This is a genomic window from Guyparkeria halophila, from assembly GCF_034479635.1.
Taxonomy (GTDB): Bacteria; Pseudomonadota; Gammaproteobacteria; order Halothiobacillales; family Halothiobacillaceae; genus Guyparkeria; species Guyparkeria halophila.
In genome coordinates this window covers 1,742,546-1,765,104 of the sequence record NZ_CP140153.1, presented here as the reverse complement: position 1 = coordinate 1,765,104, position 22,559 = coordinate 1,742,546, and the positions used below count along the sequence as shown (strand labels likewise).

Sequence of the window (22,559 nt, the reverse complement as noted above, 5' to 3'; positions counted from 1 at the left end):
GTGATGGTTCGGGAAATCGCGACCATCGGCCTGGGCGCCAATCTCGGTGACCCGGTCGACCAGATCGAACGGGCGGTGGAGGCGATCGACAGCCTGCCGCTTTGCCGGGTGCGCGCGGTCTCCGGCCTCTACGCCAATCCGCCGATCGGCCCGCAGGACCAGCCGGATTACATCAACGCCGTCGTCGAGATCGAGACCGCGCTGGCTCCCGAGGCGCTGCTCCGCGCCCTCAAGGGCCTCGAGCGGGCGGCCGGACGCTCCTACACGCGTCACTGGGGCGAACGCATGCTCGACCTGGACATCCTCGCCTTCGGCGACCGCCAGATAGACTCCCCCGAACTGACCGTGCCGCATCCGGAAATTGTGCATCGGCACTTCGTGCTCGCCCCGTGGCTCGAGATCCGCCCGGATGCGCGCCTGCCCGATGGCGCGCCCCTGGCCGGCTGGCTGGAGGCGGTTGCCGATCATCCGCTGCGCTTCATGCGGGCCATGCGCTGGCAGCGCGGCCGCGACGAGACCGGAGCAACCGGTGCGGCTCGTCCCCGCACGACCGATCGCCCCGGTGACGGCAAGGACGTTCGCACCACCCCCACGCGGAGATCGACATGACCCGTTCCCGATTGCGCCAGGCCAAGATCGATCGCACACCCATTGCCATGTTGACGGCCTACGAGGCCGGCTTTGCGCGGGCCGCCGCCGCGGCCGGGGTCGATGCCTTCCTGGTGGGCGATTCGCTCGGCATGGTGGTCCAGGGTCAGCGCGACACGCTGGCCGTTTCCATCGACGACGTCGCCTACCACGCGGCCATGGTGCGTCTCGGTGTGGGCGATGCGCTCGTGATCGCCGACATGCCGTTTCTCAGCGATGCGACCGTCGACCGGGCACTGGATGCCGCCGGCGTGCTTATGGGCGAGGGCGGCGCGGACATGGTCAAGCTCGAGGGCGGCGCCGAGAAGGCCGAGATCGTGCGCGCCCTGACCCAGAGCGGGGTGCCGGTCTGCGGGCATGTCGGATTGCTGCCCCAGCGGGTACGCAAGCTGGGCGGTTACCGGGTGCAGGGCCGCGAGGCGGCCGATGCCCGCCGCATCCTCGACGACGCCCAGGCCCTGGTCGCCGCGGGCATCGACCTGCTGGTGGTCGAATGCGTGCCCAGCGAACTGGGCCGCGCGCTGGCCGAAGCGGTCGACGTGCCGGTGATCGGCATCGGTGCCGGGGCCGATACCGACGGCCAGGTGCTGGTGATGCACGACATGCTGGGCCTGACCGAGAAGCCGCCGCGCTTCGTGCGCGATTTCCTGGTCGAGGGCGGATCGATCCACGGCGCGTTTGCCGCCTACGTCGAGGCCGTGCGCGAGCGCCGTTTCCCCACCGCCGAGGAAAGCTTCTGATGGAGGTGATTCGCGATATCGCCGAGCTGCGCGACTGGCGCGAGTCGGTGGCATTCGATGCCCGGCGCGTGGGCTTCGTGCCGACGATGGGCAACCTGCACGCCGGCCATCTCGCGTTGATCGATCACGCCAAGCGACGCGCCGACACGGTGGTCGTGAGCGTCTTCGTCAATCCGCTGCAGTTCGAGGACCCGGACGACCTGGCGCGTTATCCGCGCACCGAGGAGCGCGACCTCGAACTGCTCGAGCGGGCCGGGGTGGCGGCGGTCTTCCTGCCGACCGAGCCGGAGCTCTATCCGCATGGCCAGAAGGACATCGTGCGCGTCGACGCCGGCCCGTTGGGCGAGCGCCTGGAAGGCGCGACCCGCCCAGGCCATTTCACCGGCGTGGCGACCGTGGTCACCAAGCTGTTCAACCTGGTGCGTCCGGACGTGGCCGTCTTCGGCGAGAAGGACGCCCAGCAGGTGGCCGTGATCCGCCGCCTGGTGGCCGATCTCGACATGTCGGTGGAGCTCGCGATCGAGCCGACCCACCGGGAGCCTGATGGACTGGCGATCAGCTCGCGCAATCGTTTTCTCGATGCCGAACAGCGCCGCCAGGCCCCGGCGGTGCATCGCGCCTTGAAGCGCGCCGCGGAGTCGCTGGCCGGTGGCCACACGGTCGCCGCGACCCTCGCCGGTGCCCGTCATTGGCTGACCCAGCAGGGCTTCGTGGTCGACTATCTGGTCTATTGTGACGATGAACGTTTCGAGGAGCAGACCCGACTGGTCACGCACGGGCGGCTGCTGGTCGCCGCGCGGCTCGGTCGCGTCCGACTGATCGACAACCTGGCCGTGCACAGCCCGCACCCGGCAAGCGTCGGGAGCGATCGCTAGACGATCCACCCAGGCGCCGATTTACGCCGGGGCGGCAATTTCGGCACAATACGCGTCTGTCTCGCGACCATGGGCGGCCTTTTCGGTCCCGATGCAATGGCGAGGCGGCATACCTAACTACCCGCCCATACAGCGCAGCCGTCTATGAATCCGAACTATCTCGACTTTGAACAGCCGATCGCCGAACTCGAGGCCAAGATCCGCGAACTCCAGCTGATGGACGACGATCAGGGCCTGGACATCGACGAGGAGATCGAGCGGCTGCGCACCAAGTCGACGGATCTGACGCGTTCGATCTTCTCCAATCTGGGTGCCTGGCAGGTCAACCAGCTGGCCCGCCATCCGCAGCGCCCGTATCTCGCCGACTACCTCGAGCGGGTGTTCACCGATTTCCGTGAACTGCACGGCGACCGTGCCTTCGGCGACGACCCGGCGATCATCGGCGGCATGGCACGACTCGACGGCCTGCCGGTCATGGTCATCGGCCAGCAGAAGGGCCGCGATACCAAGGAAAAGATCCGCCGCAACTTCGGCATGCCGCGCCCCGAGGGCTACCGCAAGGCCAAGCGCCTGATGGAACTGGCCGAGAAGTTCGGCCTGCCGGTGCTGACCTTCATCGACACGCCCGGCGCCTACCCGGGCATCGATGCCGAGGCGCGCGGCCAGAGCGAGGCCATCGCCCGCAACCTCTACGTCATGGCCGAGCTCGAGACCCCGATCATCGTCACCGTGATCGGTGAGGGCGGCTCCGGCGGCGCGCTCGCCATCGGCGTGGGCGACCACGTCATGATGCTGCAGTACAGCACCTACTCGGTGATCTCCCCGGAAGGCTGCGCCTCGATCCTCTACAAGAGCGCCGAGAAGGCCCCCGAGGCCGCCGAGGCGCTGGGCGTTACCTCCGAGCGTCTCAAGGAGCTGGGCCTGATCGACGAGATCATCCCCGAGCCCTGCGGCGGGGCGCATCGCGACGTGCCGGCCATGGCCCGTTCGCTCAAGACCAGCCTGAAAAAGGCGGTGCTCGCCCAGATCGATCGACCCACCCAGGCGCTGCTCGAGCGTCGCTACGAGCGACTGATGAGCTACGGTGAATTCACCGAGCGCTAACGCCACCCGCCGGGCCACCCGCCGGGATCCGTCGGCCGGCGACGACCGGCCCACCCCGTCGGTCCCCTCGCTGCATGACGCCCATGTCCTGCTCGCCAGTTCCGGCGGGCGCGATTCGCTTGGCGCCCTGGCCCGATTGTCGCAATGGCAAGACCAGGGGCGCTTTGCGCGCCTGTCGGTGGTTCACGTCGATCATGGCCTGCACCCCGACGCCCCGGACTGGGTCGAGATCGCCCGTCAGCAGGCCCAGGCCCATGGCTGCCCGTTCGAGGTGCGCCGGGTCGCCGTCAAACGGGCCTCGGCAGGCGCGGGGCGCGGATCGACCGAGGCGGCGGCGCGCGAGGCGCGTTACCGGGCGCTGGATGACGCGCTGGTCGAATCCGCCTCGAACGACCCCGACCATCCCCCCGTACTCGTCACTGCCCACCACGCCGACGACCAGGCCGAAACCATCCTGCTTGCCCTGATGCGTGGGTCCGGCGGACAGGGCCTGTCGGGCATGTCCGCCTGGCGTCCGCGCGGGGCGTTCGCCCATTGGCGCCCCTTCCTGGAAACGCCCCGTGACGAGCTCGAGGCAGCGGCGCGTGACAGCGGGTTGGGCTGGGTCGACGACCCGGCCAATGACGACCCCGGATTCGCCCGCAATCACCTGCGCCACTACGTCCTGCCCGAATTGCGCACATTCTGGCCCGATGCCGTCGGGCGGATTCGCACCAGTGCCCAGCGACTGGTGATGGAACAGCGACTGCTCGGGGAACTGGCCGAGATGGACGCCGACCAGCCACTGGACGGGCCGACGCTTGCCTGGGACAAGGCCGCGGCACTGCCGCCGCATCGCCAGTGCAACCTGCTGCGCCAGTGGCTCGCCCGCCTGGGATGCCTGCCCCCGCCGCCCGAACGGCTGGGCGAATGGCTGGCCCAGTTGCGTACCGCCGCAGCCGACCGCCAACCCCTGCTCGAGTGGCCCGGCGGCCAGCTGCGCCGCTACCGCGACCACATCCACTGGTTGAAGGTCTTGCCCGAACCGACGCGACCGCTCGACTGGCCGGCCGACCAGCATTGCCTGCCTCTCGAGGGCGGGCGAGCCATCTGCCGCCGGTCGACCCGCGCCGGTAGCGGCGATGGGGCGGCATTGCGGCAATCGGTCGACGCGTGGCGCTTGCGGCCGGTGGGCGGCAGCGAACGATTGCGCCCGGCCGAGGCTCGGCCGAGCCTGCCGGTCAAGCAGTGGTTCCAGGATCAGGGCATCCCGCCCTGGGAGCGGCCCGCGGCCATCGGGGTGGAGATCGGCGGGCAACTGGCCGCCGTGCTGGCCGGCGAGCACTGGCTGGTGGATGTCGCGTTCCGGCCGGCCCCGGGCGAGCCGGGTTGGGCGGTGAGCGAACGGCGGGCAGGCGAGGGAGATTAACCCGCCTGGACCTCGATGCGCCGGCGGCCGTCCCCGGTTGAGCGAGGAAATAGTCCGAAGCGGGGGCTCGCGCGACCGCGCGATTCGCTTGCAGGGCAAGCTCCCACAGTGAGAAATGGATTGCCCCGAGGCGTCGCTACCCATTGTGGGAGCGAGTCCTGCTCGCGAAGGCCGCGCCGGCGGCCGTCCCGGTCCGTAGGAGTGGCTTTAGCCCCGAAACACCAACAAAGCCCGAAGGTATCGCGCCTGAAGGCGCTCCTACGGTCGGTTCAGGCGCCAGCGGCCTTCAACCGTTCTCGTACAGCCAGGTGAGCAGCGCGTCCTGCACGCGGGTGCCGCCGCCGTACTGCACGCCCTGTTCGTTGTGCAGCATGACCACCACGTAGCGCCGCCCCGATTTGGCGAGCAGGAAGCCCGCCCCGGCGCGCACGTCGCGCAGGGTGCCGGTCTTGATGTGGGCGTGGCCGCGGATCGAGCCGCTGGTCAGGCGCTTGCGCATGGTGCCGTCGATCCCGGCAATCGGCAGGGTGGCCATCACCTCGGGCATGTACGGGCTTTTCCACACCGACAGCAGCATGTTGCCGAGTTGACGTGGCGACAGCCGGGAGATGCGCGACAGCCCCGAGCCGTTCTCGACCACGGCGCCGTCCCAGTTCAGGCCACGATCGGTGGCCCAACGTTCGATCACCCGGGCGGCCTTGAGCTCGGTGGCCGGCGTACCCTCGAGTTCCGCGCCCATGGTCAGCATGATCTGGCGCGCCATGACGTTGTTCGACCACTTGTTCATCAGCCAGAGGTAGTTCGACAGCGGCCGCGAATCATGGCTGAGCAGCCGTGTCGAACCGGCCTGCACCAGCCCCTCGCGCCAGTGCCCGGTGATCGTGCCGCCGGCGGATTCGAACAGCTGCTTGAAGGCGTGGAAGAAGGCATCGTGCGGGTCGCCGGCGACGCGGTAGTACAGATGCGGTGCGCACTGGCGCGAGACGGTGCCGCGCACCTGGATCTCCGCGCCCGGATCGGTAGGGTTGCGGATGTCGATCACCGGCTGGTTGGTGCTATTGCGGCAGGGCTGATTGACAAGCTTGAGGCTGTTGTCCAGCGCCATGCGCGGGTTCGGCGGCCAGGTGGTCACCGCCGATTCGTCCTCGCCGTGGGGCGTGATGCTGATACGCACGGCGCGGTTGTCGAGCAGCAACGCGTTGGGCAGGGCGTTGTAGACGCGGTCCGGGCGGTTGTCGAAATCGCCCGGGTCGGCGGCGATCGGGGCGAAATACGAGTCGTCGAGCACCACGTCCCCGCGGATCTCCTTCACCCCCAGTTCGCGCAGGCGGCGCACGACGTCCCACAGATCCTCGCTGCGGAACCACGGGTCGCCGTAGCCCTTGATGTAGAGATCGCCCTTGATTACGCCGTTGACCGGCATCGAGTCGGCCAGGAACTCGGTCTTCCACTTGAAGGTCGGCCCGAGCACGTCCAGGGCGGCGACCGTGGTCACCAGCTTCATCACCGAGGCGGGATTGAACAATCGCTCGCCCTGATGGTTGATCAGCGGGGTATCGCTGTCGACCGCCTGCACCCACAGCCCGAGATGATTGGCATCCAGCTTCTGGGCCGCCAACTCCGAGTTCACCGTGGCCGGCAGCGCGCTGTTCGCCGACGGGGCCGCCCACGGCACGACCAGCAGGCAGGCCAGGCCCAAGGAAAGGCCCAAGGTACGGCCCAAGGTACGGCCCAGGGTCTTGGCCTTGGCCTGGAGGAGCCGCCCGGCGGTCCGGGGGGAGGAACGGCGCGTGGACGTGTGTTCGGAGAGCATCGGTTCCATGGGTAGTGGTCGTCGGTAGTGGTCGTCCGTTGGGTCGGAAATCCGGGCCGCGCCGAGATCGCGGCTCACTGCCGGATCGATCGGGTACAACGTGTCCAGGTGCAACGTGTCCAGGGGCCGCGCGGGCCCCCGCGGATGAGCGTCATCATGCCACAGGGAAAACGCTTGGGAATATGGCGATGGCGGTCCCTCGTTTTCCCGTCTCCATGCGCTTTGAGGTAACCGTGGGCATTCAGTAAACTACCGCACTTCCCGTCGAATCCGGGCGTCACCCGGATTTGATCGGATGACGCTTGCTTCAACTCTTATCGACTACCAGCGAAACCGCATTCCATGGCCGAAATCAATCCGATCGTGAATCGAATCGACAACCTCATCGAGCGCTCCGAGTCGCTCCGGGGGTACCTTTGACTACGATCAGAAGAAAGAACGTCTAGAAGAGGTCGATCGCGAGCTGGAAGTTCCCGACGTCTGGAACGATCCGGATCGCGCCCAGGCACTGAACAAGGAGCGCGCCTCGCTGGTGCGCATCGTCGACACGCTCTCCGAGATGCGCGACGGGCTGACCGACGCGCGCGAGATCCTCGAGATGGCCGGGGAGGAAGACGACGAGGACACCATCGCTTCGGTCGAATCCGACGTCGCCACCTTCGAGGGTCAGATCGAGGACCTCGAGTTCCGCCGCATGTTCTCCGGCGAGATGGACGAGTCCAACGCCTTCATGGACATCCAGGCCGGTGCCGGCGGCACCGAGGCGCAGGACTGGGCATCGATCCTCCTACGCATGTACCTGCGCTGGGGCGAGAAGCACGGCTTCAAGACCGAGATTACCGAGATCTCCGACGGCGAAGTCGCCGGCATCAAGTCGGTGACCATCCGCTTCGAGGGCGAGTTCGCCTTCGGCTGGCTGCGCTCCGAGACCGGCGTGCACCGCCTGGTGCGCAAGTCGCCGTTCGACTCGGACAACCGCCGCCACACCTCGTTCGCCTCGGTGTTCGTCTCCCCCGAGATCGACGACAACATCGAGATCGAGGTCAACCCGGCGGACATCCGCGTCGACGTCTACCGCGCCTCCGGCGCCGGCGGTCAGCACGTCAACCGGACCGAATCCGCCGTGCGCTTCACGCACATCCCCACCGGGGTGGTGGTCGCCTGCCAATCCGAGCGCTCGCAGATCCAGAACCGCGACCGCGCCATGAAGCAGCTCAAGGCCAAGCTCTACGAGCTGGAGATGCAAAAGCGTCGCGCCGAGGCCCAGGCGGTCGAGGACACCAAGGCCGACGTCGGCTGGGGCAGCCAGATCCGCTCCTACGTGCTCGACCAGAGCCGCATCAAGGACCTGCGCACCAGCCACGAGACCGGCAACACGCAGGCCGTGCTCGACGGCGACCTCGATCCGTTCATCGAGGCCAGCCTCAAGAGCGGCTTGTAAGAACACCGTAGGAGCGGCTTTAGCCGCGAAACGCAAAACGCAACAGACCGCGTGACGATGTTGCCGTAGGAGCGGCTTTAGCCGCGAAACGCGAACGAAGCCCCACCGTGGGAGCGAGCCCCGCTCGCGAAGGCCGCAACGGCGGCCGTCCCCGTTCACGCCGAATACAAGGCCGAAACGGGGACTCGCGCCCAAGTCAATGGACCAGGGCGCGATTCGCTTGCCACACAATGGCACGGCAAGCTCCCACAACCAGACAACCGTAGGAGCGGCTTTAGCCGCGAAACCGAATCGCAGCCCGACAACATCGCGCCTGAAGGCGCTCCTACAACTGACCGAACAGACACGCCGGCAACCCGGCCCAACCCAACCACCAAGAGCCGAAACCATGGCCGAGCAAAAGCCCGCCCTCGACGAGAACCAACTGATTGCCGAACGTCGCGAGAAGCTCAAGAAGCTGCGCGAGACCGGCAACCCGTTCCCCAACGACTTCGACCGCGAGCACATGGCAGGCGAGCTGCAGGCCGAGTACGGCGAGCACGACAAGCCTTGGTTCGAGGAAAACACCGTGCGCGTCGCCGTCGCCGGTCGCGTCATGGCCAAGCGGGTGATGGGCAAGGCGAGCTTCCTCTCCATCCTCGACCAGTCCGGCCGCATCCAGTTCTACGTCGCCCGTGACGACGTCGGCACGGACGTCTACCAGGACTTCAAGACCTGGGACATCGGCGACATCGTCGGCGGCGAGGGTGTGCTCTTCAAGACCAACAAGGGCGAGCTCTCCGTGCGTGTCGACACCCTGCGCATGCTTACCAAGAGCCTGCGCCCGCTGCCGGACAAGTTCCACGGCCTGTCGGACACCGAGTCGCGCTATCGCCAGCGCTACCTCGATCTGGTCATGAACGAATCGGCGCGCAAGACCTTCCGCCTGCGCTCGCGCGTGATCCAGTTCATCCGCGACTACCTCAACCAGCGCGGCTATCTCGAGGTCGAGACGCCGATGATGCACGTCATCCCCGGCGGCGCGGCGGCCAAGCCGTTCATGACCCACCACAACGCGCTCGACATGCCGCTGTACCTGCGCATCGCACCGGAGCTGTACCTCAAGCGCCTGGTGGTGGGTGGCTTCGAGCGGGTCTACGAGATCAACCGCAACTTCCGTAACGAGGGGCTCTCCACGCGGCACAACCCCGAGTTCACGATGATCGAGTTCTACCAGGCCTACGCCGACTACCTGGACCTGATGAACCTCACCGAGGACCTGTTGCGCCAGTGCACGCAGGAAGTCCACGGCGGCACCTCGATCGAGTACCAGGGCGATACCTTCGAGTTCGGCAAGCCGTTCGAGCGCCTGACCGTCCGCGAGGCGATCCTGCGTCATAACCCGGACCTGACCGCCGACGACATCGACGATGAAGACAAGGCGCGCGCGGTGGCCGAGAAGCTGGGCATCCCGCTCAAGGACTCGTACGGGCTGGGCAAGGTACAGATCGAGATTTTCGAGAAAACTGCCGAGCACAAGCTGCACGACCCGACCTTCATCACCGAGTACCCGGCCGAGGTCTCACCGCTGGCCCGCCGCAAGGACGACGACCCGTTCGTCACCGAGCGCTTCGAGTTCTTCGTCGGCGGGCGCGAGATCGCCAACGGTTTCTCGGAGCTCAACGACGCCGAGGACCAAGCCGAGCGCTTCGCCCAGCAGGTCAACGAGAAGGACGCCGGCGACGAAGAGGCCATGCACTTCGACGCCGACTACATCCGGGCGCTGGAGCACGGCATGCCGCCGACGGCGGGGGAGGGGATCGGCATCGATCGGTTGATCATGTTGTTGACCGACTCGGCGTCGATTCGGGACGTGCTACTGTTTCCGCATATGCGGCCGGAATGATTTCAGTAACTTAGGATTAATGTTAAAAAGCCCGCGAATAGCGGGTTTTTTTGTTTCGAAGGGAGGCGGTTGTGTATAACTATTTAGTTACAGCTGAAAAAGGTGCTTGGGAGCAAGGGTTTTATAAGTTCCATAAAAGTAGGTTTCTCGAGTACACCAACAAAGATATTGTTACTAAATACGATTTCCTTTCCGCGAAACAGCTTGCCAGTCTAAAGGCATATCCCTGCTTGTTTGCATATGAAGGAGAGGATGACCCAATGAGAATTGGATACCTTACTTCTATTGCGAGCTCGGGGCCTTTTTTGGTTATAGAGTTTGAGTTTAGTGACTCTATACCGGAAATTCCCTTCGATGCTATTAATCCTTATGCGCCTCTGCTTGATATAAGGGGGTGGGAGATCAATAGGACACATTGGGCTGTCAAAGATGTTGACTTGCTTCGAGTGTTAAAAAAATACGAAGTTATTGAGGAGAATGTTTCGCCGATTACACCTCAAGAAGAGGAGCCGGCTAAAGACAGATCTTCTAATCCGAGGGTTAGTACTGTAAAGGGTTTTATTTCAAAGATTTTTGAACTCGGATTCCCGAGGCAGAAAGAGGTTTTTTATCGTGGTCATTCGAAGAAGACGTATCGTATTGAGCCGTCTTTGTTTAGGACCGATAATAGTGGGAATTATATTTATCTAGATAACGAGCACATACTGTATAGAGAGCTATTGGTTTCCAATTCGTCTGACTTTCAAGGCGATGTGTACACTCTGGATTCCCTTGTGAGGATGCAGCATTATTCTCTTCCAACTCGTTTGCTTGATATAACATCTAATCCATTGATTGCGCTTTATTTTTCGTGCCGATCGGCGCCAGAGCAAGATGGTGAGGTCGTAATTTTTTCAATGGATCGTAAGCAAGTTAAATACTTCGATTCAGATGTGGCGAGCTGTATCGCTAACTTGGCGCGGCTCCCCAAGTCAGAGAAAGATTTGATTGATTTCAACTTGCCTGATTTTAACAACCAGAAGCCTGTTGGCCGTTTGCTTCATTTTATTAGAGAAGAGAAGCCATTTTTTGAGTCTCGTGTCGACCCAGAAGATTTGAGGCGGATCGTTTGCGTGAAAGGAAAAAAGAGTAACGATAGGATTGCGTCACAGTCAGGTGCATTTTTGTTGTTTGGTCAGGATGCGGTCTTTGATGAGTCGGGGACTGATGATATCGATATCGCACGTGTTTCAGTTAGTAATAAGAAAGATATATTAGAAGAGCTAGACCTTCTTAATATAAACGAAAGTACAGTTTTTCCTTACATTGAGAATTCCGCGAGGTATGTTGCAAGAAAATTTAGTTTCGAGAAGGGCGCGTGAGAAGCTTGGCGCCTTGTGTTCAGCACCCAGATTTGATTCTGCTGTCGTCCTCTTTAGCCGTACCAGGCACTTGCTTGTGCTTTCCATGAGAGTGAGCCAAAGAGAAGTACACCCCTCGCCTTGGCCCTGCAGGCTTCCCTCCCGTCCGGGGTGCCGCGGACGGGTCGGTCCTCCGCGACGTCCTGTCGCGGCGAACCTCGGGGCGGCGTCCATGCCGCCCCGACCCTGCGGCACCCCGGCCGCTCGGCAAGGGCGAAGGGGGGGCTTCCCCGCCCGATGATTAGGTGCCGGTATCCATTTCTTCTTGCTCGCCCGATGATTCTTTAGGTAGCGCTTCAAGGGATTCCTTCGGCTTTCTAGCGACCGGCTTGGGTGGCTTGGGTTGCCAGGCGTGCAGATGCTGCCCAACTAGGTCGTAGAACTCGGGGACGAGGCGTTCGAGGTCCTCGATGAAGGTCCGGCGACCATTGAAACGCTTGCCCAACCCCTCGACGAGCAGTACCTCGAAGGAATGCGGGGTGGATTTCTCGTTGTCGGTTTGCAGTGCGGTCGGGTCTTCCCGCACGGCGGCAATGTCTTTCTGTGTGAACGGTGCGCGTCCCGGCCAGTACGCTCGAATCAAAAGTCGGGGATCATCCTTCTTCAGCATGCGTATTAGCCAGTTGACGCGGGCCTTGGTGGACTTTCGGTCCTGCGGGGCCTTGAGCTTCATGCTGACGGTGATGGTCTTGCGGGCAAGGTCGGCACAGACGTCCAGGTCGGCGGCGCTGTCGGGAACCAGAAAGCTCGATTGCAGCCGATGGGTATCCACCAGTTCGGAGATGCCTTGCTTGAGTCGTTGATTGGGATCATCGACCAGCTTGCGCTCGATCTTGGCTTTTACCGGGTGGCCGACATGACGTGACAGTTGCAGGCTCAGGTCGCGTTCTTCGGCATGCCAGCACCCGACGGCACTCTCGACGTCTTCCCCGGTTTTCTTGAGCTTCTCCTGGTTGGCTACTGCCATGACTAGGTCTTTCCAGTCCTTGCCCATCTGTGTAAAGCGCTCGACACCGGTGCCGGAGTGGTTCAGGAACCGGGTGAGTTCTTCGAGCAGGAACAACTGCTCTTCGTCTTCGACCGCCTGCTGATAGTCGAGGATCTCGCACTGGGTGGCGATCCAGGTCCAGGACCAGTGGAAAAGCTCGGTTTTTCTGAGCAGTGTCTTGGAAACCGGCACCGGCGGATGATCGGCGCGGGCGACGAATTGGTTTGAAAGGGTGATGACGGCATCGATGCCGTTGGCCTTGGCAAGGTTCAGGTATCGCTCGACCTGTTCCTGATTGAGCTCGGCTTTTCCGATCTTCGCTTCAACGAGCGCGGTCCAAGTGGACTTCGGCGTCGACACAACGATGAGTCCGTCCGGGCGGCAGGATGACGGTTTGGTCTCCTTGAGCACCACTTCGGTAAATGTCTCGATCTTCGAGCGCTTGCCGATACGGATGCCGGCGGTGCGGAACAGTTCGGTTGCGAGCGCTGGGATTTGCGGCAGGGCGGCCAGCAGGATCGATGCGATCCGCTGTTCCCTGTTGGTGTCGGCGAGGACCGGGAAGAGACGGGCGGGTTCGCCATGTTTCAGGAAATCGGGTAGCTGATTCACTCGGGACGCTCCTTGTTCGGTGTGAATATCGTCACGCAGCGACTCTACCCGGTTATGTCGGTGTGAACGAATATGGTGGGCGGGCTAATCAAAATTGCATGCCGAGGTTTTGTGGTGTGTCCATAGCCGCGTCGAGAAAAGGGGTCAGAACCCTTTACCCGCATGGAAATTCCGGTTCACGGGGCGGGGCGAGTTGGGCGGTGGGTATGGCCGGGTAGGTGGCTCCCCCGCCCGTGGTCGGGAGGCCTGCAAGCACGGGCGGGGAGGGCAAAGCCATTGGGCGGCTGTGTCTTGATGCCGCGTTTCCTTGTGCAGCCAGTCAGAGCTTCTTCTCGAATTCGTCTAGCTGCCGGCGTGCCTCGTCCTTGGCAATGCCGTAACGCTCCTGGATCTTGCCGATCAGGTAGTCACGATGACCCTCGGCTTCGGCGAGGTCGTCGTCGGTCAGTTTGCCCCATTGCTTCTTGATGTCGCCCTTGACCTTGTTCCAGTTGGCCTTGATCTGCTCTGCATCCATCGCGGTTTCCTCCGACTGATAGAAAAGACGAGCGGGCGCACCGGAGGTGCCGCACCGTCTGGCGAGATTAGTTGCGACTGGCCAGCTTTTCAGAACCGTCCGCGTACCCTTCCGCCTCAGGCGTCGGGTGTGGCGATGAACAGTGTCTGGGTGGGGTAGGCGAACTCGATGCCTTCCTCCTCGAAACGCTGATGGACATGCAGGTTCACTGCCTGCTGGATGTCCATGTAGCGGGTGTAGTCGGCGCTAAGCACGAAGTACACCGTTTCGAAGTTGAGCGAGAAATTCCCGTAGGCCTTGAAATGGGAGCGGTCGAAACGGGTCTCTTCGGCCGATTCCACGGCCTCGCGCATGATGGTGGGGATTATCTGCAGCTTGGTCCGGGGCGTCTGGTAGGTCACGCCGATTTCAAAGACCACGCGCCGTTCGTGCATGCGCCCGTAGTTGCGGATGCGACTCTGGAGCAGATCCGAGTTGGAAAACACCAGCTGCTCGCCCGAAAGGCTGCGCAGGCGAGTGGTCTTGAGACCGACGTGCTCCACCTTGCCGAGCAGGTCGTCGATGATCAGGAAGTCCCCGACGGTGAAAGGCTTGTCGAGCACGATCGACAGGGAGGCGAACAGGTCGCCGAGGATGTTTTGCACCGCCAGGGCGACGGCAATGCCACCCACGCCCAGCCCGGCGATCAGGGCGGTGACGTTGATGCCGAGGTTGTCCAGGGCGAGCAGCAGGACGAACGACCACAGCGCGATCCGCCCGAGAAAGCCGACCGCGCTGAGCGTCATTTCGCTGCCGGGATCGGTCTCGCGTCGTTTCAGCCGGTAGCGCTCCAGTCGCTGGACGAGAAAGGTGCTGGACCACAGGCCGGCCTGCAGCAGCAGGACCAGCACGGTCACCGACCGGACGAACCGGTCGCCCTGAGCCGGGAGATCGAGATGCAGCGTGCCGAGGTAAATTGCCATCACCAGCAGGAACCACCACTGGGAGCGCCGCAGTACGGCCACCAGGTCGTCGTCGATGGTATTGGTCGTTCCTTCGGCAAACTTGCCCCAGCGGTTGAGGAGCACGCGCTGGGCAAAAACGAGCAGGGCGAAGATGCCCGCCGCAACCCCCAAGGCGATCAGGGCATCAACGAGATTGACCGGACCGATGGTCCATTCCAGAGGGCTCATGTCGGCATTCCTCGAGGTCGCTGGGCGGGATGTCGCTCCCAAAGAGGTCCGGGGAGCCGGCATCTTTCGATGCGTTCGGCCCCTGTTGTCGATCGGGTCGGTTTACTTGAACTATAGACGCCGTTGGTCGGCGATAGGAAAGCAGGCCCTGTTCAGAGCGGGTGAGTTTGTGCCGTGATCGTTCTCCCGTTCTCGAAGCTGGTATACGATTCGATTTTTCGGGAGATGCAGCGGAATGGATTTCCTCCCCGCGATCGTGAGTGCGCTTGGCACCATGTGGTGGTTGATACCGGTCGCCGTGGTGCTCGCACTGATCAAGACACCCTGGTTCAAGGGCATGGTCGGCGAGTTCCTGGTGAAGCTGGCCGCGCGACTGCGGTTACCCGCCGACGTCTATCACGCGATGCACAACGTCACGGTGCCTACCCCGGACGGCACCACGCAGATCGATCACGTCTTCGTCTCCTGTTTCGGCATCTTCGTGGTCGAGACCAAGCACATGAAGGGCTGGATCTTCGGTGGCGAGAGTCAGCCGAAATGGACCCAGAAGATCTACCGCAAGACGGTGGCCTTCCAGAACCCGCTCCGGCAGAACTACAAGCACGGCAAGGCGCTCGAGGCGATGCTCGACGTGCCGGGCGAAGTGATTCATTCAGTCGTAGCCTTCACGGGGGAGAGCACGTTCAAGACACCCATGCCGGCCAACGTCATCCATGGCGGCGGGTACGTGCGCTACATCCGTTCCTTCAGGAAGAACGTCCTGACTGACGCACAGGTGCAAGAGGTGATTGCCACGATCGTGTCGGGCCGACTCGCGCCGACGTGGGAGACCCATCGCCAGCATGTGGCGCAACTGAAAAGCCGTGCCGAGCCGAATGCCGCACGGCAGTGCCCGAAGTGCGGCAGCGAAATGGTATTGCGGACGGTCAAGCGTGGCACCAATGTCGGCAATCGTTTCTGGGGCTGCTCGGCCTTTCCCGTCTGCCGAGCGAGGCAGGACATCGAATGATCTGTTGCTTTAGGCGGGGTCGCACCTAAGTTAAGCCACGGATTGTTGGCAAGGCTTCCCCGCGCAGCCCAACTAATTGGGCTTTAGAGCCACGTTTCGGGCCTGAAATTGGCGATACAAGCGGCAGGCCACTTGCGCAGGCAGGCCGCATCGCCCGCGTCTTTCACAACGTCTCGCCTGCGCCCAGGTCCCGAGTGGCGCCTGAACCCCCTTCGACGAACGCCTAGCTCCCAACGGCCAAGCTCTCGGACTGTCGCGTATCTCGGTGCAGTTCCTCGTCCTTAAGTGCCTGTTCGACCCGTCGGCTGTTCGTCGGCTATGAGAGAACTAAGTCGGACCGGCGAGTGTCCGAACAGGCAGTCGGCTGGCGACCAGTCCCTGTTCGCGTCATGGCGTTGATCGACGTCCGCGCGGTCTCGGGCGCGATAGCTATACTTTTCGGCTCCTTTGAACCGCGCACGGGTGAACTCATCGACAAGATTCTTCAGTCGGCTTTGGAGCTCTCGCCCCTGACGGTCTATGTCGTGCAGGGGGTGCTCTGCTGGGCGGAAGTGTAAAGCGGCGCGATAGTTTGCGCAGATTTGCGGATTAACGTGCGCGCTTCGTGAAGGCTTAATGCCATGAACGAATGAGCAGTTCTTTTGCTGCTTTGCGTTTGCCTCCGACGGTATAGCTGATGTCCAGTTCGGTCATGTCGAAGCCGCGGAAAACCTCCCGGATATCGGGGTGATCGTTGATGCTGACCATCACCTTGGCCTTGCCGTCTCGGGCCTGCTTGGCCAGCTCCTCGTAGTGGTCGAGATTCAGGTCTTTGGATTTGCCGTAACCGGCGGTCTCCCAGTATGGAGGGTCGCAGTAAAAGAACGTGCTGGGGCGGTCGTAACGACGCATGCACTCCAACCAATCCAGGCGTTCAACAACCACGCGTGACAGTCGCAGGTGGGCTTCGCTGAGATCCTCCTCCATACGCAACAAGTTCAGGCGCGGTGGCGTTGTTGTGGAGACACCGAAGGTCCGTCCGGTCGGCTTGGCACCAAAGGTTAGCTTTTGGAGGTAGTAGAAACGAGCCGCCCGTTGGATATCCGTCAGGCCGTCTGGGTCAGCGTGCTGGTTCCAGAGGAATGACTGGCGCGAGACCAATGCCCACTTGAACTGACGAACGAACTCCTCGAGGTGGTGCTGCACCACGCGGTAGAGATTGACCAGGTCGGCGTCGACATCGTTAAGGACTTCGACCCTGCTTGGGTCTTTGCGAAAGAAGATTGCGCCGGCACCTGCGAAGGGCTCGACGTAACATTCGTGGGACGGGATGAGGGGGATGATTCGACGGGCAAGGCGACGTTTGCCGCCCATCCACGGGATGATGGGATTGGCCACCGGTGAAAGCTCCTTCGTGATAGGCTCCTTCTGCCGCTAGTGGCTGGAAGGGCCTTGTCTGCTCTCACGGGCGGTGCCCCGTGGGTTCAGGGGCCTTGCATTGGTGGCAGCCAATGCAAGGTCGCCCTTTTCCACTCAAGATTACGTTTCCCACCGATCCCTCCTCGCCTCGAAGCCCTTCAGTGGTTTCATCCGTTGATCACCACGATCAAGAAACACGCGCAAGGTCCTAACCGTCGGCAGAGATCGCACACCTGCGTGCCCGTGTGGTTAAAAGATGATTTTAAGTCGTGCTTCGCCATGCTTATCTCCCGTCTGAACGTCACATCGTCAGACTCTCCCAGTCAGTAAAGCTGTTCCAGGAGGGAGGGGTCACATAATCATCTTGTGACCGGTCCAACCCACAAGCCGCCCGGTCATTTGCCTTGCCAGGGCCTTCTTATCAGAATGAAGGCCCGGCTGTTGAAGCCGACACGACTAATATCGGGCTGTTATGCCCGCATGGCACAAGGAGGCCGCCATGCTCCGCACCACACTCACCATCGCCTTTCTCACCGTCACCGGCGCCGCCCAGGCGGCCGCGTACAAGTGCACTGGACCTGACGGGGCGGTGACCTTTTCCGACATGCCGTGTCCGGATGCGCCCAGCGAGCAGGTCCAGCTGCATGACGAGGGGCACGAGGCGCCGCGTTCGGCGGGCGACCCGCTCGAGGCGCAGCGGCGGATGGCCGAGGAGTACGATCGCCGGCGCGAAGCCGAGATCCAGTCGAATATGGATCGCCGCCGCCAGGCGGTGCTGGACAAGAAGGCCCGCGACGAGTGGGAGGCCAAGGTCCGCGACGCGAAGATGGACGACCGTGTTATCGAGGGCATGACAAAGGACGACGTGCGGGACTCGTGGGGTGATCCTGACGAGACGGACATCACGTCGGGCAGCGAGCGCTGGCTGTACTGGAAGCGAGTCAACTACCGGTCGTACCTGAACGCCGTCACCTTTCGTGATGGGCGAGTCTCGTACTGGTCGCAGGACTGGCAGCCATGAGCCTGGACACGTTTTCCGTCATCGTGGAGGCCGTGTCCGCCGCGCTGGTGCCGGTGATAGCGGGTGTCGTGGCGTGGATTGCCTACGCCCAGTGGCGAACGAATGAGCTCCGACGCCGACACGAGCTACACGACGACCGGATGGCCCTCTACCGGGCCACGGCCGATTTCCTGTCCACGGTGTGCGAGCGCGGCGATGCAAGGCTCGAGGACTATGATCGGCTCATCAAGGAGAAGGTCCGGTCCCAGTTCCTGTACCGCTTCGACGTACATAGCTACGTTGAGCACATCATGGATCAAGCCAGCGTCCTTCAGTCCAAGAACCGAAAGCTAGAGAGTCGGGATCCTCTCAGCGCGGATGATCTTGATGATCGAAAGCGGTTGAACGCCGAGCGCGATACGGTTTGGGGGTGGTTATCTGAAGAGCGCCTTCAATTGCCGGAAGGCCCTTTTAAGCGTTACCTCGAGATCCCGTGATCAGACCCAGCACACCGGCCCATCGTTGCTTGCTGCAGCCTCGCCAGTGACTGGGTGAATCGATACGTATGGCGGGTAATCGCTGGCAAACCTGATAGGGTCAACCGCGGCAGTTAAGCCATTTGTATGGATCAACCTACCGCACTCGAACTGCTCCCCATCTGGTGTCGGCTCCTGGTTCGCGATCGCGTATGGGGTCGGACCTAGCTAACCCGTTGAATATGCGCGGATAGTTCGCTTCTGTCCCCGTCTAATTTGACGTTAGTGCCGCGTTTTTGGGCGTGAAATGGATGTTGTAAGCGGCGACGCCCCAGACGATGGGCAAGGGGCTGGCCTGCAATCATTCCGTCCGCTTCACCGAGTCGACCCCACGGTGCACACTGCGGGCGGGTGCCGCGTCAGTTCTTCAACAGTCGGACGTAGTGCATCAGATGAAAGATATCCGCATCTGCTTCGTTGGTGATTCATTCGTCAACGGCATGGGCGACGAGTCTGCGCTGGGCTGGGCGGGCCGACTGTGCCGTGACGCGCACGGGCAGGGCATCCCGGTGACCGGCTATAACCTGGGCGTGCGCCGGGAGACCAGCCGCGATATTTGCCGGCGATTGGAGGCCGAATGCACCCCAAGGCTGCCCGCCGACTGTGACGGACGGATCGTGCTCTCCTGCGGCGTGAATGACACCATGTGGGAGAAGGATTCGACGCGCGTACCCTTTGAGGAATCTGTCGCCAACCTCGACACGATGCTCGGCTTCGCGAGTTCGGTCCTGTGTCTGGTCGTGGGTCCGCCACCAGTCGATGACGACGAGCACAACCACCGTATCGAATCGTTGTCCGCGGCGTTTGCCGGCCTGGCCCGTGAGCGCGGCGTTCCCTTCATCGATCTTTTCGGCCCCCTGGCTGATGAAGCGGCCTACCGCCGAGCAGTGCAGCAGGGTGACGGCGCCCACCCGGAGAGCACGGGTTATGCGCGAATGACGGAGGTGATCGCCTCGTCGCCGGATTGGTGGTTCCGGGGCTAAGCGGGGTCTGACCTATCTAAGCGTTGGATTATTGGAGATTTGCACGTCGATGCCCCGGCTAATCCGGCTTTCGAGCCGCGTTTTCGGGCCTGAAATCGGCGATGTAAGCGACAGGCGACTGACGTAGGTGGGCCGCATCGTTCGCGTCACCCACAGGTTTTGCCTGTGCCCAGGTCCCGAGTGGTGCCGGAACCCCTTCGACAAACGCTAGGAAAAAGGGGGTCAGAACCATTTAGCGCGACAGGCTGCTTTTTTCGCACGCTGTTACGTAAAGTGGTTTCTTTACTGAGCGGTGCCCAGCGCGCGAGGCACTTTCTCTTGCTTGCCCAAGAGAAAATACCCAAAGAGAAGGGCACCCCTCGCCTTGGTCCTGCGGGCTTCCCTCCCGTCCCGGGTGCCGCGTACGGGTCGGTTCGACGCGACCTCCTGTCGCGGCGAGCCTCGGCGCCACGTCCCTGTGGCGCCGACCCTGCGACACCCCGGCCGCTCGGCAAGGCGAAGGGGACGCCCAGCCCGATGAATGGAGCGCTATTTCAACCGGCTCGCGAGTGTCTAGAAACCCCCGGGGGCGATTCAGTTTTGCGCACGATGTGTTCGGTGAACGTGCGGTGCCATTACTGATATCGTGCCTTTCCTGACCTTGGGAATGGATTCCGCTATGTTTATTTTGTTCGCTTTCTTGTGCTGATCGTGCTGGCGTTGATCGGGTTTATAGCCTATGGGTATTTGCTTGAGCTTCTTCCAAACTTGTTCCCACCCGGTCAGGATCTTCGGTCGGCCATCGCTCTGTTGGTGTTGCAGGGTTTCCTGGCCGCGCTGGTGGTAGGCGGGTTGATGAGTTACCCCATCGCCTGGCTTACCGGTAGGTATGCCTTTTGGGCCGCTCTTGCCGTCGCTTCTCCCGTTCTGGTGTTTCGAGGTCCGGCGTTGTTTGACACGACGCTTCATGGAATCACCACCGTCATCGTGGTTTACGAAATTTTCGCGTACGTGGCGCTGTTGGTAGTGGGGGCGTGGCTGGCTCACAATTCTTTGAGTAAACGTTGCCAGACCCCCGTTCCCGGCTCCTGACAAATAGGTGGTGCAGGTGGGCTAGGCGGGGTCGGATCTAGCGAAGCGACTGATTGTTGGCAACGCTGCCCCGCTCGGCGCTGCTAATTCGGCTTTAGAGTCACGTTTTCGCGCCTGAAATACGCAGCGTAAACGGCTGGCGACTCCCGCAGGCGCGCCGCACCGTCAGCGTCTTCCACTCGTCTTGCCGGTGCCCAGGCCCCATGTTGCGCCTGGCCCCCCTTCGACGAACGCCTAGCTCCCAACGGCCACGCTCTCGGACTGTCGCGTATCTCGGGTGCAGTTCCTCGTCCTTAAGTGCCTGTTCGCCCCGTCGGCTGTTCGTCGGCTATGAGAGAACTAAGTCGGACCGGCGAGTGTCCGAACAGGCAGTCGGCTGGCGAACAGTCCCTGTTCGCGTCATGGCGTTGATCGCCGTCCGCGCGGTCTCGGGCGCGATAGCTATACTTTTCGGCTCCCTTTGAACCGCACACGGGTGAACTCATCGACAAGCTTCTTCAGTCGGCTCTGGAGCTCTCGCCCCTGACGATCTATGTCGTGCTGGGGGTGCTCTGCTGGGCGGAGGCCGCATTCTTTCTCGGCTTTTTCACGCCCGGCGAGGTGGCTGTGGTGATCGGGGGCATCCTGGCCTCCCGTGGTCAGATCGAGATGGGACCGCTGCTGGGTGTCGTGGTGTCGGCCACGCTCATGGGGAATGCGACCGGTTTTTATATCGGGCGTCGTTGGGGCACCCGCATGCTGCAGTGGGCGCCGCTGGAGCGTTTCTTCGGCCCGTCCATCCGGCGGGTGCAGGGCTTCATGCAGCGCAAGGGCGAATGGGCCATCGTCCTGGGCCGGGTGTCCACCCCCACCCGGATCATCGTGCCGTTTCTCGCGGGCGCCTCTGAGGTGCCGTATCGCCGTTTCCTGCTGTTCGACGTGCCGGCAAGCATCATCTGGGCCGTCACGTTCAGCACGCTCGGGGTCGTGCTCGGGGCCTCCTGGGATGTTCTGCAGGAGGCAACGGGCACCGCCGCTTTGCTGGTGCTGATCCTGTTCATCATGGCGCTGGTCATTCGCTGGGCGGCTGCCCGCATTGCGGCAAACCGGCAACGGGTGGAGGAGGTGGTCCGCGTCGCCCTGCGGGTGACCGGCACCGACGGTGTCGTCCGCACGCTCGCCCCGGGGGTTCGCTGGCTGGCTCGGCGGCTCAATCCGGGTGTGGCGCATGGGTTGAGTCTAACGTTTGGCTTTCTGGCCCTGTTCGGTGCCGTTGGCGGTATCGTCCTGGTGCTCAGCCAGACGCGGGCGGTTGCCGGTCTGGCCCTGATCGACTTCCCCGTTCTCGAGTGGATTGGTGCCGTGAGAACCGACCAGGCGGTCGCGTTCGCGCGCGGCGGTCTCCAGGCGTTTTACTGGCCCGGAATCCTTGTGGTGCTGATCCCGTTAATGGCGTTCGTGCTCTGGCGTGCCGGGTGGGGCGCCGCGCTTCGAATCGGCGTCGGGCTGGTCTTCGCCGCCGGCGGCGCCTATCTGCTTGACCGCTTTGCGCTGACAGGCGTCGTGCCCAATGCCGAGTTTCCTTCGGTGCCGGTCACGGCCGTGGCCGCCCTGTTGGTGCAAACGACGGCGTTCACGTTCCGAATGTCGAACTGGCGGTCCGCGGTGGTCTGTGCCGGGGTCGGCACGTTCGTGCTCTTTGCCGTGGGGCTGGGAACCCTCGTGGCCGGCTCGGCGGCCCCCTCGGGGGTCGTCTTGGGGCTGGCGCTGGGGATAGCCTGGGCCTCGGTGGTGGAACTGCTCCGGCATGTGCTCGGTTCGGAACGCGGCCGTCCCGCGCCGCAATCCGACTCCCGGCCTCCGTTAGAGCCCTAGCCGCGTTTGACCACCCGATGAGTGGCGCTTGAGCGGCCCGAAAACGGATATTTGGTCTCGGCCCGACCCCCGCGGCCTTCCGCTGCCTTGTGGCATCGCCCCGGC

Annotated in this window: 20 protein-coding genes; 15 read left to right on the top strand and 5 right to left on the bottom strand. The window is 62.8% G+C overall.

The window, feature by feature from the left end:
* Window positions 1–3 precede the first annotated feature (3 nt).
* The 5 genes from folK to tilS all read left to right on the top strand — a co-directional run bounded on the left by folK (window position 4) and on the right by tilS (window position 4,775).
* A complete protein-coding gene (gene folK / locus SR882_RS07990) occupies window positions 4–609 on the top strand; it encodes a 2-amino-4-hydroxy-6-hydroxymethyldihydropteridine diphosphokinase (RefSeq protein ID WP_322520730.1) in 606 nt (201 codons plus the stop codon).
* A complete protein-coding gene (gene panB / locus SR882_RS07985; RefSeq protein WP_322520729.1) occupies window positions 606–1,388 on the top strand; it encodes a 3-methyl-2-oxobutanoate hydroxymethyltransferase in 783 nt (260 codons plus the stop codon). Before folK ends, panB begins: the two co-directional genes overlap by 4 nt.
* Window positions 1,388–2,263, top strand: coding sequence for a pantoate--beta-alanine ligase (gene panC / locus SR882_RS07980; RefSeq protein ID WP_322520728.1), 876 nt, complete (start codon window positions 1,388–1,390; stop codon window positions 2,261–2,263). Before panB ends, panC begins: the two co-directional genes overlap by 1 nt.
* Before the next feature lie 144 nt (window positions 2,264–2,407).
* Window positions 2,408–3,367: an acetyl-CoA carboxylase carboxyltransferase subunit alpha gene (locus tag SR882_RS07975; protein ID WP_322520727.1), complete on the top strand. Its 960-nt coding sequence runs from the start codon at window positions 2,408–2,410 to the stop codon at window positions 3,365–3,367.
* A complete protein-coding gene (gene tilS, locus SR882_RS07970) occupies window positions 3,348–4,775 on the top strand; it encodes a tRNA lysidine(34) synthetase TilS (RefSeq protein ID WP_322520726.1) in 1,428 nt (475 codons plus the stop codon). The genes SR882_RS07975 and tilS overlap by 20 nt, the downstream gene beginning before the upstream one ends.
* Before the next feature lie 286 nt (window positions 4,776–5,061).
* Here tilS and dacB read toward each other — a convergent pair whose 3' ends face one another.
* Window positions 5,062–6,666 (bottom strand): D-alanyl-D-alanine carboxypeptidase/D-alanyl-D-alanine endopeptidase, encoded by a 1,605-nt coding sequence (dacB, locus tag SR882_RS07965; RefSeq protein ID WP_322520725.1) that lies wholly within the window; start codon window positions 6,664–6,666, stop codon window positions 5,062–5,064.
* Between the two features lie 264 nt (window positions 6,667–6,930).
* Between dacB and prfB the strand changes: the two genes are divergently transcribed.
* The 3 genes from prfB to SR882_RS07950 all read left to right on the top strand — a co-directional run bounded on the left by prfB (window position 6,931) and on the right by SR882_RS07950 (window position 11,275).
* Window positions 6,931–8,029 (top strand): peptide chain release factor 2 gene (gene prfB / locus SR882_RS07960; RefSeq protein ID WP_322520724.1). Its coding sequence is split into 2 segments (ribosomal slippage): window positions 6,931–7,005 and window positions 7,007–8,029, totalling 1,098 coding nucleotides; the frame shifts between segments, so codons are not numbered across the junction.
* Window positions 8,030–8,417: 388 nt separating this feature from the next.
* Window positions 8,418–9,914, top strand: coding sequence for a lysine--tRNA ligase (lysS, locus tag SR882_RS07955; RefSeq protein WP_322520723.1), 1,497 nt, complete (start codon window positions 8,418–8,420; stop codon window positions 9,912–9,914).
* Window positions 9,915–9,985: 71 nt separating this feature from the next.
* Window positions 9,986–11,275 (top strand): FRG domain-containing protein, encoded by a 1,290-nt coding sequence (locus tag SR882_RS07950; protein ID WP_322520722.1) that lies wholly within the window; start codon window positions 9,986–9,988, stop codon window positions 11,273–11,275.
* 280 nt (window positions 11,276–11,555) lie between these two features.
* Here SR882_RS07950 and SR882_RS07945 read toward each other — a convergent pair whose 3' ends face one another.
* The 3 genes from SR882_RS07945 to SR882_RS07935 all read right to left on the bottom strand — a co-directional run bounded on the left by SR882_RS07945 (window position 11,556) and on the right by SR882_RS07935 (window position 14,603).
* The gene (locus SR882_RS07945; protein WP_322520721.1) at window positions 11,556–12,914 is read right to left on the bottom strand and encodes a hypothetical protein; all 1,359 of its coding nucleotides are present in this window, start codon (window positions 12,912–12,914) and stop codon (window positions 11,556–11,558) included.
* A gap of 319 nt (window positions 12,915–13,233) precedes the next feature.
* Window positions 13,234–13,431, bottom strand: coding sequence for a CsbD family protein (locus tag SR882_RS07940; protein ID WP_322520720.1), 198 nt, complete (start codon window positions 13,429–13,431; stop codon window positions 13,234–13,236).
* A 116-nt stretch (window positions 13,432–13,547) separates the two neighbouring features.
* Complete coding sequence (locus SR882_RS07935; RefSeq protein ID WP_322520719.1) at window positions 13,548–14,603, bottom strand: mechanosensitive ion channel family protein; 1,056 nt, start codon at window positions 14,601–14,603, stop codon at window positions 13,548–13,550.
* Between the two features lie 235 nt (window positions 14,604–14,838).
* Here SR882_RS07935 and SR882_RS07930 point away from each other — a divergent pair, with 235 nt between their 5' ends.
* Window positions 14,839–15,612 (top strand): nuclease-related domain-containing protein, encoded by a 774-nt coding sequence (locus SR882_RS07930; protein ID WP_322520718.1) that lies wholly within the window; start codon window positions 14,839–14,841, stop codon window positions 15,610–15,612.
* A 389-nt stretch (window positions 15,613–16,001) separates the two neighbouring features.
* Window positions 16,002–16,169: a hypothetical protein gene (locus SR882_RS07925; protein WP_322520717.1), complete on the top strand. Its 168-nt coding sequence runs from the start codon at window positions 16,002–16,004 to the stop codon at window positions 16,167–16,169.
* Window positions 16,170–16,224: 55 nt separating this feature from the next.
* Here SR882_RS07925 and SR882_RS07920 read toward each other — a convergent pair whose 3' ends face one another.
* A complete protein-coding gene (locus tag SR882_RS07920; RefSeq protein WP_322520716.1) occupies window positions 16,225–16,989 on the bottom strand; it encodes a DNA adenine methylase in 765 nt (254 codons plus the stop codon).
* A 520-nt stretch (window positions 16,990–17,509) separates the two neighbouring features.
* Here SR882_RS07920 and SR882_RS07915 point away from each other — a divergent pair.
* The 5 genes from SR882_RS07915 (at window position 17,510) to SR882_RS07895 (ending at window position 22,454) form a co-directional block, all read left to right on the top strand.
* Window positions 17,510–18,031 carry a DUF4124 domain-containing protein gene (locus tag SR882_RS07915; RefSeq protein ID WP_322520715.1) on the top strand — a complete coding sequence of 174 codons (522 nt, stop codon included), beginning with the start codon at window positions 17,510–17,512 and terminating at the stop codon, window positions 18,029–18,031.
* On the top strand, window positions 18,028–18,507 hold the full coding sequence (locus tag SR882_RS07910; RefSeq protein ID WP_322520714.1) for a hypothetical protein: 480 nt from the start codon (window positions 18,028–18,030) through the stop codon (window positions 18,505–18,507). Before SR882_RS07915 ends, SR882_RS07910 begins: the two co-directional genes overlap by 4 nt.
* Before the next feature lie 317 nt (window positions 18,508–18,824).
* A complete protein-coding gene (locus SR882_RS07905; protein WP_322520713.1) occupies window positions 18,825–19,529 on the top strand; it encodes a GDSL-type esterase/lipase family protein in 705 nt (234 codons plus the stop codon).
* Between the two features lie 681 nt (window positions 19,530–20,210).
* Window positions 20,211–20,600, top strand: a complete 390-nt coding sequence (locus SR882_RS07900; RefSeq protein ID WP_322520712.1) for a hypothetical protein — start codon at window positions 20,211–20,213, stop codon at window positions 20,598–20,600.
* 537 nt (window positions 20,601–21,137) lie between these two features.
* Complete coding sequence (locus SR882_RS07895; protein ID WP_322520711.1) at window positions 21,138–22,454, top strand: DedA family protein; 1,317 nt, start codon at window positions 21,138–21,140, stop codon at window positions 22,452–22,454.
* Window positions 22,455–22,559 lie beyond the last annotated feature (105 nt).